Origin of the sequence: Limimonas halophila (assembly GCF_900100655.1) — a bacterium.
In the GTDB taxonomy this organism is placed as follows: domain Bacteria; phylum Pseudomonadota; class Alphaproteobacteria; order Kiloniellales; family Rhodovibrionaceae; genus Limimonas; species Limimonas halophila.
In genome coordinates, this window is the sequence record NZ_FNCE01000017.1 from 1 (window position 1) to 14131 (window position 14131).

Here is a 14131-nt window from a genome sequence, read left to right on the forward strand (position 1 = left end):
TTTAGAGCAGATCGCCGTAAAGTGGAATCAGCTCTTTCGGACGCCCACTCCGCCGTGGCCGTCCCGGCGTGATTCTGCTTGCTCGTGCGTGGACAGCCGCAAGGCTCGCGCGCCGCAGGCGCGGAAGCGGCCGACAGGCCGGTGAGCGCCGTAGGCGCTGAAACTGCTCGCACAGGAAAGACAGGAACCTAGCGTGAGGTTTCCGGCCTTCTCGGCAGACACGATTTCACGCACGACGTTTTAGTCGGTCTTCGCAGCCTCGGCGAGGGCGGCCGCACAGGAGACGGCGATGGTGCGGCGGTGCTTTTCCGTGACGTTGTCCACCCAGCCGGCTTCAACCACGAAGTTGTCCTGGTTCCAGCTACGTTCCTCCAACATGCGCTGAATCTTTTCGGGCTCTTTCTGGGCCTCGGCGACGCAGAGCGGCGTGAAGATCTCGGTGATCGCCGTTTTGGCGCTGGCGCGTTCCATCTTGGTCGCTGTGCCGGCGGTGACCCAGCCGCCCCAGATAAAGCCGATGGCAATGGCCGCGATCGCCCCGCCGACGGCGCCGAATATGGCGGGTTTCGCCCAGTCAGGCGTTTTCATCTCGGTTTCTCCGCTGTGTTCGGATTTCCAATCCGGCCCGCGTGCCACGCCATCGGTTCGTGAAGAGAACCACGATGGAAGAGCGGAACCCACGTGCGCGAGAAAGGAAAGCAAATTCAGGTTGATGGTCCGCCCCGCGCGGTGCAACGGCGCAAAGGAGTAACGGCCGCGTACCCGCGGAGCATCGTCGCCGCACGCGGACTCCGAACGTCGGTACGAAGGAGCGCTGCTACTCCCCGCCGCCCATGTCGCGGTACTTGTCGACGCGGTCGCTGACGCCGCTCTGGTTGCGGGCCCGCGCGGGCTTGCCCGATTCGGAGCTGCGCTTGGCGCGCGGGGTGACGGGTTCCGCGCCGGAGTCCTCGCCCGCCGGGATGCCGCCGGGAAGCTGCTCGTCGGCCAGGAAACCCGGCGTGTTGTCCAGCGTGTTGACGGGGGTGATGCGGTCGGCCGGCTGCTCCGGCGTGGGCCCCCCGGCGGCGCTCGCCTTCTGCGTCGGCTCGGCGTCATCGGCCGACACCGTCGCGGCGAAGGGCAGCGTCAGGCGCGTCTCCGTGCCGTCGCGGCGGAAGGTGGCCGCCTGCGCCGTGACCCGGATCAGCCGCCAGCCCGCAACGCGCTCGCCCGGCGCGAGCTGGTGCTTCGTGCCGCCGTCGCCCGTGACCACGATGGCGCGCTGATTCGAACCGGCGAGCACCACGCCCGCGAGCGTGGCGTTCAGGGTGGGCGCGGTCTCCGCCGATGGATCGTCCGGGCCGCTGTCGGCGTCCGTGTCGGCCTCGGCCTGCTTGGCCGCGTCCTCGTCGGTGTCGCGCGGCGGCGGCTGGCGCTCCGGAGAGAAGAGGTTGCGGCGCACGATAACGCTGAAGCGCGCCGAGCGCGGCGGCTCGAATCGCGGCAGCTCCGGATCGGGCACGCTGATGGCGACGTCCGCCGGTGTGTGCGGGCCCAGGGACGCGCCCGCCGGCGTTTCCAGGGTCGCCTGCACGCGGTGCCCCAGGGCGGCGGCCAGCACGCCCATCGCCAGCACGGGCACCACCGCCGGCCAGCGCCGCCGCCTCATGAGGTGCCTCCCAGCCGGAAACCGGCCACCGTCAGCGCCACCAGCAGCTTGGGCTGCATCTTCGGGCGGCCCTCGTCCGTCTGGCGCAGCGAGCCGCTGACCCGCAGGTTGCGCACGAACAGGAGCGGGCGCTGCGTTTCCACGCGTTCCAGGATCTCGGCCAGCCCGCGCACCGTGGCCGAAATCTTCAGCCGCATGCCGATGCGGGTGAGGCCGTCGCGCGCCTGCGGCGACAGGCTCTGCACCGACTGCGTGTTGCCGCCGGCCTCGTTCACCATGCTCTTGAGGTGCTGCTGCAGGTTGGCGGCGGCAAGGGAGTCGCTCTCCCCGCGCACGAAAAGGTCGCTGTCCGCCTGCGCCTTTTGCAGGCGGTCGACGGCCGCGCGCATGGCCTCGCCGTGCTCGGCGACGGCGCGGTAGCGGGCCAGCATCTCGCGCGCGTCCGCCAGCTCCGCGCGGGCCTGCTGGTAGCTGTTCACCGCCGGAAGCACGGCGCCCAGCGCCAGCCCCGCCACAAGCAGCACGAGGACGGCCACCGCCGCCGCGCGGTTCGCCCAGGCCGGCAGGCGGTTCACGAGGCACCTCCCGCCGGTCCGGCCATGTCCGCGACAATGTGGACGCGCACGCCCGCCACCCGCGAGGCCTCGGTCACCGGGGCGGCGAAGCGCACGTTGGTCAGCTGCGGCATGTTTGCGAGCTGCCCGATCAGCGTGGAGGCGTTCCGGGCGTAGCCCTTCAGCGTCACCTGCTGGCGGTCGACCTGGAGCGTCGAGAGGAAGGCGCTGTAGGGCAGGGTGCGCGTCAGCTCCGCGACCAGCTCGGTCACCATCGGCTGCTGCTGCTTGCGCGTGACCAGATCGCTGGCGCGGGCGCGCAGCGTTTCCGCCCGGGATCGCAGAGCCTGCACCGTCTCCGCCTGGCGTTTGACCGTTTCCAACTTGCGCTCGGTGCGCGCCAGCTCGGTCTGGAGCTGGTGAATGGGCAGGTAGGCCGCCGCCGTTCCCAGCACGAGCGCGACCGCCGCCGCCAGGGCCGTGAGCCGCCGCGCCGGGCCGCCGCGATCCGGCCGCATCTCCGGCGGCAGCAGGTTGCCCGTGCCGCCGCCGGCGACCTCCACGCGGTCGGGCGTGAAACCAGCGGCCGTGAGCGCGGCGAGCGCCGGGTCCACGTCGGCGCGGCGCACCACCTCCAGGTCGGTGACGATCTGCTCGCCCGAGGTGTCGGGGCCGCGGTCGGCGACGGCGTAGTAGACCTCGTCCGCCGTGAACGGGGTCTGGCGGTCCATGTCGTAGCCGACCGCCTCGACCAGGTTGCCGCGCACCGCCCTGGGCAGATGCGTCGTGCGGTGCAGCGCCCGCGAGGCCGGCACACGCACGGCCAGGGCGTCGTAGCTGCCGGCGGTGCCGCGGATCATCTCGCGCAGCGCCGTCCCGGCCGTCTCGGGATCGGCGTCGGCGGGCGGCAGGCTGCCCAGCTCGCGCCGGCGCTCCCCGCGGTGCAGGCTGAGCGTCCACTCGCCGTCGCCGACGTGGAGCGCCAGCGTGCGCCGCCAGCGCGCCAGCGTCAGCCGCACGCGCGCCGGCACGAGGGCACGCAACTCCCCCGTCCACCAGCGCCAGAAGCGCCCGCTCAGCGCCAGAAGTGGCGAGTCGGCCACAGCCATGCCGGTTCTCCCCGGCCCATCATCCGGTTAACCGCCGCCGTCGCCGCCGAAGCCGCCGGCGGCGCCCGCGACGCGCACGCGAAGCGGCGGCCAGCGACCGTCCAAGCCGCCGTTCACGCGGATCTCGATGGCGCGCGGCAAGCGCGTCGTTCCCCGCCACGTCGCGTGCCATTGCAGGCGATCCCCTTCACCCCGGCGGCCATAGTACCGAAACGTGAGGCTTTCCGCATCGGTGAACAACCGGCGCGGGCGTTCGCGCGCGCCCGCGACCACCTGCGGCCCGCCGGGGCGGAACATCGCCCAGTCCAGGTCCACGCCCGGCCCGTTCGCCGCGCGGCGCAGGTCGAAGACGTAGACGCCGCCGCGGCCGAGGTGCGCGGGCCAGGAGGCGGCGAAGCGCAGCCGGTGCGGCCCGCCGCGGAAGACGGGCGTGGCCGTGTCGCCGTCGCGAAAACTCAGCGGCTTGGCCTGTTGCAGGCGGTGGCGCAGGAAGCGGCGCACGGTGACGGCGTCGTTGGCTTCGGCCAAGCGCTCGCCGCCCGCGCTCCAGGTGCGCGCGCCCAGGCTGAGCCCGCCGAACAACCCCACCGACAGCAGCCCCAGCAGGGTTAGGGCCACCAGCAGCTCGATGAGCGTGAAGCCGTGCTGGCCGCGCCGCGTCATGGCCGTCCCCGAGGCGCGAGGCGCAGCGTGCTCAGGTGCTGGCGGCTGCCGTCCGGCCCCACGACCACGAGCTGGACGCGCATCAGCCGGGTCAGGCGCGTGCGCGCGGGCGCGCCCGTCCCGTCATAGGGTGTGACCCGCACGCGCCAGCGGCCGGCCGCGCTCTCGCCACTGTAGGTGCCGGGTTGCAGCGGGATGCCCGCGCCCACATCCGCCATGCGGCTGCGCGCGGCGGCGAGCAGATGGGCGCGGTCGCCGCTGGCCTCGACACCGCGCACGCCCGTGCCGAAGGCGCGGAAGAGCGCCGTCAGCCCCACCGCCAGGATGGTCAGCGCGACCAGGACCTCCATGAGCGTGAAGCCGTGCCGGCCCGGACCGTGCCGGTGGTCAGCCGTCCGCAATGCTCACCCGCCCCGTCATCCAGTCGACGCCGACGGTCAGCGCCTCGCCCCCGCGCGTGAGGGTGATGCGCCCGCCGAGCGCCGTGCCGTCGGGAAAGAAGCGATAGGCCACGCGCCGGCCGCCCTCCGCCACGGTGCTCACCGCCGTGACCGCGTCGACGGCGATGCCCTCGGGCAGGGCGTGCGGCGGATCGCCCGGCACGGCGTACTGGCGCGCGCGCAGGTCCAGCGTCAGCGCCGCCGGCCGGCCCGTGCGCACGGCCCGCGCCCGCGTTTCCCGCAGCGCAGCGGCGAGCGTGCGCGCCTCGGCGTCCATCTCCACCCCGGGCAGGACGCGCTGAAGCTGCGGCGAGGCGAGCGCCGCGATCAGGCCCATGACGGCCAGCACCACCAGCAGCTCGATGAGCGTGAAGCCGTGCTGCCCGACCGGGTTCAGGAAGTGGCGCCGTCGTCGCCGCTCGACCAATTGGTCACGTCCGCATTCTCGCCCTGGCCGCCGGGTTCGCCGTCGGCGCCGTAGGAGAAGAGGTCGAAGGCGCCGTGCTCGCCGGGGCGGCGGTACTGGTAGCGATTGCCCCAGGGGTCGGTGAGCATCTCGCGCCCCTTCTTGAGGTAGGGGCCGTTCCAGCCCGACACGCCCGCGGGCTTTTCGATCAGCGCTTCCAGCCCCTGATCGCTCGTCGGATACTGCCCGACTTCCAGTTTGTAGAGGTCCAGCACCTCGCTCAGGCGCTCGATCTGGATCTCGGCGGTGTCGCGCTTGGCGCTGGAGAGGTACTGGAGCACGCGCGGTGCGGCGAAGGCCGACACCAGCCCCAGGATCACCAGCACCACCAGCAGCTCAATGAGCGTGAAGCCGCGCTCGGTGCGTCGTTGCGTCTGCCGTGCCATCGGATGACGTCACCTCGTCCCTGTTCGCCGGGTGTCGAGCGCGATGCGACAACGCCGGGAAACCGGCGAGCCCGATCGCGCTCGACGTCTTTGGTGCGCGGGCATGATTCAGCGCCCGGTCCGGTGCGGCCCGACCGCATCATGCCCTATGCGCCCGGAATCTGATACGAGCTGAGGATCGCGGAGAGGATGGCGCCCATGATGGCGGCCACCACCACGCCCAGCAGCAGCGTGACCATGGGAACCAGGAGTTGGAGCAGCCGCTGGGTGTCGCGGCGCACCTCCTGGTCGTAGATGCCGGCGACCGTGAGCAGCATGCGGTCCAGGTGGCCGCTCTGCTCGCCCGCTTCCATCAACTGCGTCGCCAGCGGGGGAAAGGCGTTCGCCGCCGCCAGCGGCTGCGCCAGCCCCTCGCCGCGCCGCAGCTGCTTGCCCGCCGAGCCGAGCAACTGCGCCAGGCGCGTGTTGCCCACGGTGTCCACCGCCATGTCGATGGCCGTCGCCGCGTCCACGCCGTTGCGCAGCAGCGTGCCCAGGGCGCGGGCGAAGCGCGCCGCCTCGATCTTGCGGATCAGGGGCGCGATCCCCGGCAGCCGCATGGCCCAGGCGTCGCGGGCCGCGCGCACGCGCGGGCTGCGCCGGGCCTGGGCGGCCAGGAGCACCGCCGCGAGCACCGCCACGGGCAGCGCCCACCAGTAGGCGCGGAAGGCCTCGGACACCGCCAGCACCGCGCGCGCCGACCAGGGCAGGGCGTCGCCCGAGTTGGCGAAGAGCGGCTTGAATTCCGGCACCACGGCCGCCAGCAGGATGACGATGGCCGCGCCCGCCGCGATCAGCACCAGCATGGGGTAGTTGAGCGCGGAGCGGATCTCCTGGCGCAGGCTTTCGGCCTGTTCCTGTGCGTCGGCGAGGTTGGTCAGCACCTCGTGGAGTGTGCCCCCGGCCTCGCCCGCGCGCACGAGGCCGACGTAGAAGGCCGGGAAAACGCCCGGCTGGCGCTGCATGGCATCCGCCAGCCCCGCGCCGCCGCGCACCGCGTCCAGCAGCCCCTGGGCGACGTGGGCCATGCCGCCGGCCTCGCTCTGCCCGGCCACGGTGGCGAGCGCGCGGTCGATGGGGAGGCCCGCGCCCAGCAGCGTCGCCAACTCGCGCGTGAACAGCGCCAGCCCTTGCTGCGTGATGCGGCCGCGCCGCGCCCGCCGGCCCCGCGTCTTGCCGCCGCCCGCGCGGGCCGGCCCGGTGCGCTTTTCCGTGTGCACCGGCATGTAGCCCTGATCGCGCAGCGCGCGCACGAGCCCGGCGCGGTCCCCGGCCTCCATCTCGCCGCGGACGGTTTCGCCGGCGCTGTTCACGGCGCGGTAGTGGAAACGCGGCATGGGATCGGGGAGGCTTCCATCATCGGTTCATTGGGGCAAGCTCATGTATCGCGCGTGGCGCGCAGCACCTCGTCCACCGAGGTCGTGCCCGCCAGCGCCTTCGCCAGGCCATCGTGATACAGCGTGCGCAGCCCCGAGGCCACGGCGTCGCGGTGCAGCTGGCTGGCGTCGGTGCCGCGCAAAACGGCCCGGCGCAGCGCGTCGTCCAGCGTCAGCGTCTCCAGAATGCTTGCGCGTCCGCGGTAGCCGGTGTCGTTGCAGCGCTTGCACCCGACCGGTTTGTAGAGGGTGCTGCCGGGCCCGCCGCCCACGCTGGCCAGGTTGAGGCGCTCGGCCAGTTCGGGCTCGACGGCGTAGGGCTCGGCGCAGTCCGGGCACAGCCGGCGCACCAGGCGCTGCGCCGCGACGCCGTTGACCGTCGCGGTAACGAGGTATTCCTCCACGCCCATGTCGAGCAGGCGCGTGATCGTGCTGGCGGCGTTGTTGGTGTGCAGCGTGGACAGCACCAGGTGCCCCGTCAGCGCCGCCTGTGCCGCGATCTGCGCGGTTTCCAGGTCGCGGATCTCGCCGATCAGGATGATGTCCGGGTCCTGGCGCAGGATGGCGCGCAGGCAGGCGGCGAAGTCCAGCCCGATGCTCGGCTTGACCTGGATCTGATTGATGCCTTCCAGCTGGTACTCGATCGGGTCCTCGACCGTGAGGATTTTGCGGTCGTCGGCGTTGAGCCGCTTCAGCGCGGTGTAGAGCGTCGTCGTCTTGCCGCTGCCGGTGGGGCCGGTCACCAGCAGGATGCCGTTGGGCCGCGCCAGCAGCTCCTCCAGCGTCTCGCGCGCGGGGCCGGTGACGCCGAGCGCGTCGAAGTCCAGGCGCACGCTGTCCTGATCCAGGATGCGCATGACCACGCTCTCGCCGTGGAGCGTGGGGATCGTGGAGATGCGCAGGTCCACCTGGCTGCCGCGGACGGCCATCTTGATGCGGCCGTCCTGGGGCAGGCGGCGTTCGGCGATGTCCAGACGCGCCATGATCTTGATGCGTGAGACCACGGCCGCGTGCATCGACAGCGCCGGCGCGTCGGCCTCGCGCAGCACGCCGTCCACGCGGTAGCGCAGGCGCAGGCGGTTCTCGAAGGGCTCCAGGTGGATGTCGGAGGCGCGCTGCTCGATCGCCTGCTGGATCAGGCGGTTGACCAGCCGGATGACGGGCGCCTCGCTGGCCATGTCGCGCAGGCGGGCGACATCGTCCTCGACGCTGCTTTCCAGGGTGTCCGCGACGGCGTCGGCGGCGGGCTCGCTGGCGGCGTAGAGACGCTCGATCGCCTGTTCCAGCTCCGCCGGCACCGCCACGCACGGCGTGACGGGGGACTCGGCCAGCAGCGCCATCGCCTCTCGTGCGAATCCGGCGCCCGGATCGGCCATCGCGAGGTGCAGCGTGCCCTCGCCCTCGGCCACCGGCAGCACGCGCGCCTCGCGCAGGAAGCGCGGGCTCAGCTTGTCGGCGTAGAGCGGCGCGGCGGGAAAGTCGTCCGGTCCCAGAAGCGGGCAGTCGTGCACTTCCGCGAGCGTGCGCGCGAGGTCGCGCTCCCCGAGCAGCCCCAGCTTGAGCAGCACCTCGGGCAGGCCCTCGCCGCTGCTGCCCGCCACGCGGCGCGCGCGGTCCAGGGCGGACTCCTCGATGCGGCCTGCGGCGAGCAGGCGCCCGGCGAGCTGGTCGTCGCGGTCGGTCAGGGTCGCGCTCTCGGGCATCGCCGCGGCATCCCACCGGTTGCAGGGTTTCCTCGCGGTTAAGGCTCCGCCCCGCGGGCGGGCCGGTCAACCGGTCCGCTGCGGAGACCTTCACCCAACTGTCATGCACGCCGTAACCGGGTGGTATGCGCGCAGAACGAATCTCCTGTTGACGCTCCCCGGGAGACAATTAAAGTATCGCGTGGGGTGCAGCAATTGGGGGTTGCAGTTTATGGGGGAACGACCCAAGGGGTAGCCGGCACGGCTGTCCCGGCAGTGGATCCGGAGTGGCAATAGCACCCTCCAACGCGTCAGGGCGACCTTCGTCCGGCGAACGGGCGGCGTGTGTCGCGCTGCGCCGAGTTGTCCCCGGATCCCTGCTCCACGCAGGAAATCAAGGAGGCAGCATGTTCAAGAGGCGAGACGCCCTCAAATTCGGCCTGGCTGCTGCCGGCACCGGGCTGGCGTCGCCGCATGCGTTCGCCGCTGCCAACCACGCACGGCGGCCCTTCAATCAGGAAGGGCTGGTGTTTCCGGACACGCGAACGCCTTCCGTCGTTGCGCGGCCGAGCCCGGAGGCTCGCAGCTTCGTGACGCCGCTGTTCGTGCTTCCCGACGCCCGCGAGGCGGCGGAAGTGCGGCAGACCGACCTGGATCCGCCGCCGGATCCGGATCGCCACCAGCGCTACCACGACTTCGTGCCGCAGCGGTACTTCCGCGAGACGTTCCGCGAGAAGCGCTGGCAGTACCACATCGACCCGCCGTACAATCAGGGCTCGATCCACATCGGCTGGGACGCCGGTCACGACATCCCGATCCGGCCGGGCGACGATCGCTCGTCCAACCCCGTCGAGCCGGGCTTCTTCGTGCCGGGTCAAGTCTACCGGGTGTTCTACGACGAGCCGATCTTCGTGCGCCGCGTGAACGACATGCCGCCGATCGGCGAGCATCGCGTGGTGTTCACGAACCCCTCGTTCACGGTTCACCTGCACAACGCGCACACGGCGTCGGAGTCCGACGGCATCCCGACGGACTACTTCAACCCCGGTGAGTTCTGGGACTACCACTACGGCAACTTCCCGGCCGGCTTCGACGAGCGCGAGAAGCTGACGTCGCTGTGGTACCACGACCACCGTCTGGACTTTACGGCGACCAACGTCTACGGCGGCATCTCGGCGCCGTACCTGCTGTTCGACGAGTTCGACTCGAACGACGAGCGCGATCCCAATCCGAACGCCTCGCGCCTGCCGAGCGGGCCGGAGTTCGACATCCCGCTGATCGTGCACGACGTGCAGTTCGACGAGAACGGCCAGGTCGTGTGGGACTTCGGCACGCCCTCGACCCAGCAGTTCGACGATCTGGGTGAGGAGCTGTTCCCCAGCTTCCAGCACACCACCTTCGGTATGCTGGGCGACCAGCTCACGGTGAACCGCAAGATCCGGCCGTTCCACGACGTCAAGCAGCGCAAGTACCGCCTGCGCATCTACAACGGCGGTCCCAGCCGGCTGTACCGCTTCAGCTTCCAGGTCCGGGACGCCAACGGCAACTTCAAGCGCGGCCCGGTTCCGGTCATCCAGCTGACCGAGGACGGCAACTTCTTCGACGAGCCCAAGACCGTCGAGGAGGTCGAGCTGTGGGTCGCCAACCGCGCCGATGTCGTCATCGACTTCTCCGAATTCGAGGCCGGCGATCAGGTGATCCTCACCAACCATCTGGAGATGCGCTCCACGGGCGAGGGTCCGAGCGGCCGGCGTCTGGAGCTGGGTGACCCGCTGTCCGAGGTCATGATGTTCCAGGTGGGCGAGGAGCAGCCCGAGGATCCGAGCCGTGTGCCGCAGAAGCTGCGCAAGCAGCCGACGATCGACTTCCGCGAGGTGCGCCGCGAGCGGCTGTTCACCTTCGATTACGACAACGGCCTGTTCACGGTCGACGGCCGCCTGATGGATCCCAACCGCGTGGACGCGGCGATCGAGCAGGGCTCGGCCGAGATCTGGACGTTCCGCAACGAAGGCCTGTCGTGGGGTCACCCGATCCACACGCACTTCGAGGAATTCCAGATCTTCGAGGTCAACGGCCAGCCGATCACGCCGACGAACGTGCGTGACGCCAAGAAGGACGTCGTCCGCCTCGGCCCGGGCGACGAGATCAAGTTCTTCGGTCGCTGGCGCGACTTCTTCGGCCGGCACGTCATGCACTGCCACAACGTCGTCCACGAAGACCACGCCATGATGATCCGGTGGGACATCGTGCCGCCGGGGCAGGGCGATTGATCGCTCGCCGGCACAGCGTGGCGCTGAACGGATGACAGAAAGGATCCATCCATGACGACCGATCGACGCAACATTCTCTCGCAGGTCAATGGATTCTGCAGCGGTGCCCCGGCGGACTCGCGCATTCGCGACGTGGACCTCGACGGCACCGGTGAGTTCAAGGATCTGCAGACGGGGGAGAAGACGAACGATCCCCTGAAGTTCGATGATCCGCAGGTGCAGAAGAAGCTCGTTCTCGTGAACTTCTTCTCCTCGCGGCACGAAGAGCAGTACCGGATCATGAAGAACCTCGCCGAGGTCGCCAAGCGCCTCGACAAGAAGGTGGGCAGCGAGGTCTTCATCAACTCTGTGTCTCTCGATCCCGAGTACGACACCTTCGAGCGGCTCCATCAGCTCGCCGAGGAGCTGGAGGCGCCTGACGGTTGGTGCTTCGTCCGGGCCACGCAGAACGCCAACAACGAGTTGATGCGCCGAATGAACCGCCTTCGCGGTTACATGAGCCGTCACCTGGTGTTCTACGGCAAGCCCGGCGCCTTCTGGGGCACCTTCCCGGGCCACAACTCGCCGGACGAGCTGGCCGACCGCCTCAGCCGCAGCATCCCGGGCCCGCGCCCGGCGCAGTGGCGGCGTGCCGGCCCGGCCAAGCGCGGTCAGGAGCCGTATCCCTGGAGCGCTCGCGCCGTCTGAGCGGACCGCGGTCTCGCGCATTCAGCGCGCGATCGAGCCGACCGAGGGACGCAGAAACGGAGTTACATGATGGTTAGCCGAAAGACGCAGTACGCCGTCGCGGCCGTCGTGCCCTCGCTGTTGTTCGCGACAGCGGCGGGGGCCCAGGATCAGGACTTCCCGGTCTTCTCAAACGGGGAGGCCTCCAACCACCCGGCACCGAACCCGGTTACCGTTCCGACGGGGGGCCTGTCGTTCGAGGACGACGGCTTCACCTGGGTGTACGAAGGGCCACAGCCGGTGTTCGAGGAGTCCGAGCCGTTCAAGGATGCGGGCGACGCCACGAACATCCTGCCCACCGTCTACGAGCGGATGATCGATCAGGGCGGCGACCGAGTCCCGAACAGCCTGCCGTCGACGCCCGAGGACCCCTACAACCTGCACCCGGACCCGGTGGTTTCGGACATCGACTCCCGCTCGCCGCGGTGGGATCTGGCCAACATCATCAACGTGCTGCACGCGGTGGTGTTCCCCGAGGACCGTGCGGCCACCAACCAGGAGGTCTTCCCGGGCGGTGAAGGCGTTCCGGCCGATCCGCGCCGCGGCCGTGTCGAGCGCAAGGAGAACGCCGGCACGATTCCGGGCGAAGTTCCCGGCGAGATCCCGATGGACCAGGTCGAGTTCGCCATCGACATCCTCGAGGGCAACGAGTTCGAGAACCGCGACCGCGCCTACGAGGGTGAGTTCGCGCTGCTCAACTACAACGGCGTGAACATGGTCAAGACCGTCACCCAGAACGATGAGGGCGAGTGGACGGTCGAGGTCGACCAGTTCTGGATGCGCCAGCGCATCAAGGGCGACACGATGTTCTTCGATCTGTCGAACGTGCCGCCGAACGAGACCTGGGAGATCCACTACAACATCCACGCGATGCACTGGGGTCACGAGGACTTCGCCCCCTTCCAGGTCTTCTTCCAGGATCCGGATGATCGCGGCGAGGATCAGCCCCAGATCGTCCCCTTCTTCCAGATGGACCAGACCTTCTTCCCGATGGAAGAGGGCAAGAAGTACCAGTTCGAGATGTCCATGCCCCCGGCGGACATGTACAACCTGACCTACCACTGGGGCTGGCGCGTCCATCCGCCGCGCATCCAGGCGATCGAGAACGCCGGCAAGACCGTGCTGGGTCAGAACATCGTCCAGTGGGAGCGTGACGTCTTCGGCGAGAATCCGCGCGCCAGCCAGCAGGCCAAGTTGGAGGCCATCGAGCAGATCGGCGACCTCTCCCCCGCCAAGCGCATGTGGGAAGGCTTCCGCCAGCTGCGCCAGCTCGGCACGGACGCCAGCCGTCAGGAGCAGCAGGAGATCGTCGCCGAGATCGAGGCCGCGTTCGACGACTGGAACGACCGCACGAGCCTGCCCCGCGGCGTCGAGAAGGCCCAGGCCGATGAAGGCGAGCAGGCCTACGATCAGACGCTGTTCTACGTGAACAACACGATCTACGGCCGCGTCCACGGCGTGAAGCGGATGGCCGAGCAGACCTGGTTCGAGTTCCAGAGCCGGGGCGAAACCCTGAAGACCCGGCTGATCAACGGCGACTACTTCCCGCACGCCTATCAGAACGTGGACTTCGGCGGTAACCGCGGTTGGGAGAACATCTACCAGAACACCATCCCGATCGGCGGTCAGGGCCCGTGGTTCACCTTCGGCCGCACGCAGTGGCAGCCGAACACCGTCCGTCCGGCCATCGTGCCCGCGGCCGAGCGGCCCGAGGACCAGCAGGTCGCCCGGCTGCTGGAAGGCAACGGCGAGGGCACGCCGCGCAAGATCGAGCCGCGTGAGACGGCCGCGACACCGCGGAACAACCCGAACGCCACGAACCACGACGAAGGCGCTTCGTGGCTGCGCATGCCTCCGACGCCGGACGGCAGCAGCGTGGTCCGTGACGAGCGTGGCCTGGGCCTCCGCGATGTGAAGGTGAACTTCAATCACGATCCTTCCACGCGGCTGCGCTACTACCAGTTCGATCCGATGCACCACAACGTCGCGATCTTCTCGGTCCACTAACGGCCGGAACGGGGACAGGCTCCGCGTGGGCCTGTCCCCACTTTTCGTTCATCAGGACTCGCTTGGGGCATCACGACACCAAAATCCCGCACCAGGAGGTACGACCATGCGCCAGCTGACACGCCTCTCCGGTTTGCTCGTTGCGGGATTTCTCGTCGCGGGTCTGAGCGCAGCCCCCGGGCCAGGCCACGCCAAGACGGATGGCGCGGCAGCCGAGGGCTACGCGCGGATCGAGGCGAGCTACACCACGCCGGATGTGACGCTTCGCACGCACGAGGGCGGTCAGGTGCAATTGCGGAAGCTCCTGGCCGGCGACCGGCCCGTCGCGCTGCAGTTCATCTTTACCTCGTGCCAGACGGTTTGCCCGATGATCACGGCGATGATGGCCCAGGCGCAGGACGACCTGCGCGAGGTGGCGCCGGATCTCCGGATCGTCTCGATTTCCATGGATCCGGGCTACGACACACCAGCGCGTCTGGCCCGGTACGCCGAGAAGTTCGATGCCGAAGGCGACTGGACGTTCCTGACCGGCCAGCTCGACGCCGTGCGCACTGCCATGGGCGCGTTCAACGCCAAGTACGGGGGTAAAAACAAGATGTACCACGAGCCGTACACATACCTCCGGGCGGCGGACAGTGACACCTGGGTGCGGCTGAACGGCCTGATGAGCGCGGGGCAGTTGAAAACTGAATTCCGCAAGGCGCTCGAAACGACCGCGGCCGCCGTCGAGGGCCGCTGAGGCTCGCGCCTGCGGACTCACGC

General features: G+C 69.8%; 14 protein-coding genes. 4 read left to right on the top strand and 10 right to left on the bottom strand.

All coding sequences use genetic code 11. The annotated features are described in order from the left end of the window. Positions 1 to 240: 240 nt before the first annotated feature. The 10 genes from BLQ43_RS13455 to gspE form a co-directional block, all read right to left on the bottom strand. On the bottom strand, positions 241 to 636 hold the full coding sequence (locus tag BLQ43_RS13455) for a hypothetical protein (RefSeq protein ID WP_143006291.1): 396 nt from the start codon (positions 634 to 636) through the stop codon (positions 241 to 243). 181 nt (positions 637 to 817) lie between these two features. Then, on the bottom strand, positions 818 to 1651 hold the full coding sequence (locus tag BLQ43_RS13460) for a hypothetical protein (protein ID WP_090022152.1): 834 nt from the start codon (positions 1649 to 1651) through the stop codon (positions 818 to 820). Further along, the gene (gspM, locus tag BLQ43_RS13465) at positions 1648 to 2226 is read right to left on the bottom strand and encodes a type II secretion system protein GspM (protein ID WP_090022157.1); all 579 of its coding nucleotides are present in this window, start codon (positions 2224 to 2226) and stop codon (positions 1648 to 1650) included. The genes BLQ43_RS13460 and gspM overlap by 4 nt, the downstream gene beginning before the upstream one ends. Beyond that, positions 2223 to 3314 (bottom strand): PilN domain-containing protein, encoded by a 1092-nt coding sequence (locus BLQ43_RS13470; RefSeq protein ID WP_090022160.1) that lies wholly within the window; start codon positions 3312 to 3314, stop codon positions 2223 to 2225. The genes gspM and BLQ43_RS13470 overlap by 4 nt, the downstream gene beginning before the upstream one ends. A 27-nt stretch (positions 3315 to 3341) precedes the next feature. Next, a complete protein-coding gene (locus BLQ43_RS13475) occupies positions 3342 to 3977 on the bottom strand; it encodes a prepilin-type N-terminal cleavage/methylation domain-containing protein (protein WP_090022163.1) in 636 nt (211 codons plus the stop codon). Then, positions 3974 to 4378 carry a type IV pilus modification PilV family protein gene (locus tag BLQ43_RS13480; protein ID WP_281217575.1) on the bottom strand — a complete coding sequence of 135 codons (405 nt, stop codon included), beginning with the start codon at positions 4376 to 4378 and terminating at the stop codon, positions 3974 to 3976. The genes BLQ43_RS13475 and BLQ43_RS13480 overlap by 4 nt, the downstream gene beginning before the upstream one ends. Further along, entirely contained in the window at positions 4365 to 4844 is a 480-nt protein-coding gene (locus BLQ43_RS13485; RefSeq protein WP_090022172.1) for a GspH/FimT family pseudopilin, read from the bottom strand. Before BLQ43_RS13485 ends, BLQ43_RS13480 begins: the two co-directional genes overlap by 14 nt. Next, positions 4811 to 5269, bottom strand: coding sequence for a type II secretion system major pseudopilin GspG (gspG, locus tag BLQ43_RS13490; protein WP_090022175.1), 459 nt, complete (start codon positions 5267 to 5269; stop codon positions 4811 to 4813). The genes BLQ43_RS13485 and gspG overlap by 34 nt, the downstream gene beginning before the upstream one ends. A gap of 146 nt (positions 5270 to 5415) precedes the next feature. Continuing rightward, positions 5416 to 6645 carry a type II secretion system F family protein gene (locus BLQ43_RS13495; RefSeq protein WP_090022179.1) on the bottom strand — a complete coding sequence of 410 codons (1230 nt, stop codon included), beginning with the start codon at positions 6643 to 6645 and terminating at the stop codon, positions 5416 to 5418. A 41-nt stretch (positions 6646 to 6686) separates the two neighbouring features. Next, the gene (gene gspE / locus BLQ43_RS13500) at positions 6687 to 8387 is read right to left on the bottom strand and encodes a type II secretion system ATPase GspE (protein ID WP_090022184.1); all 1701 of its coding nucleotides are present in this window, start codon (positions 8385 to 8387) and stop codon (positions 6687 to 6689) included. A gap of 386 nt (positions 8388 to 8773) precedes the next feature. Between gspE and BLQ43_RS13505 the strand changes: the two genes are divergently transcribed. From BLQ43_RS13505 to BLQ43_RS13520, 4 genes are all read left to right on the top strand, one after another. Next, positions 8774 to 10636, top strand: a complete 1863-nt coding sequence (locus BLQ43_RS13505; protein ID WP_090022187.1) for a multicopper oxidase family protein — start codon at positions 8774 to 8776, stop codon at positions 10634 to 10636. Between the two features lie 51 nt (positions 10637 to 10687). Next, positions 10688 to 11323: an SCO family protein gene (locus tag BLQ43_RS13510; protein WP_090022191.1), complete on the top strand. Its 636-nt coding sequence runs from the start codon at positions 10688 to 10690 to the stop codon at positions 11321 to 11323. A 69-nt stretch (positions 11324 to 11392) separates the two neighbouring features. After that, positions 11393 to 13369, top strand: coding sequence for a hypothetical protein (locus tag BLQ43_RS14690; RefSeq protein ID WP_176758688.1), 1977 nt, complete (start codon positions 11393 to 11395; stop codon positions 13367 to 13369). A gap of 106 nt (positions 13370 to 13475) precedes the next feature. Then, positions 13476 to 14108: an SCO family protein gene (locus BLQ43_RS13520; protein ID WP_090022199.1), complete on the top strand. Its 633-nt coding sequence runs from the start codon at positions 13476 to 13478 to the stop codon at positions 14106 to 14108. The last annotated feature ends 23 nt before the right edge of the window (positions 14109 to 14131 follow it).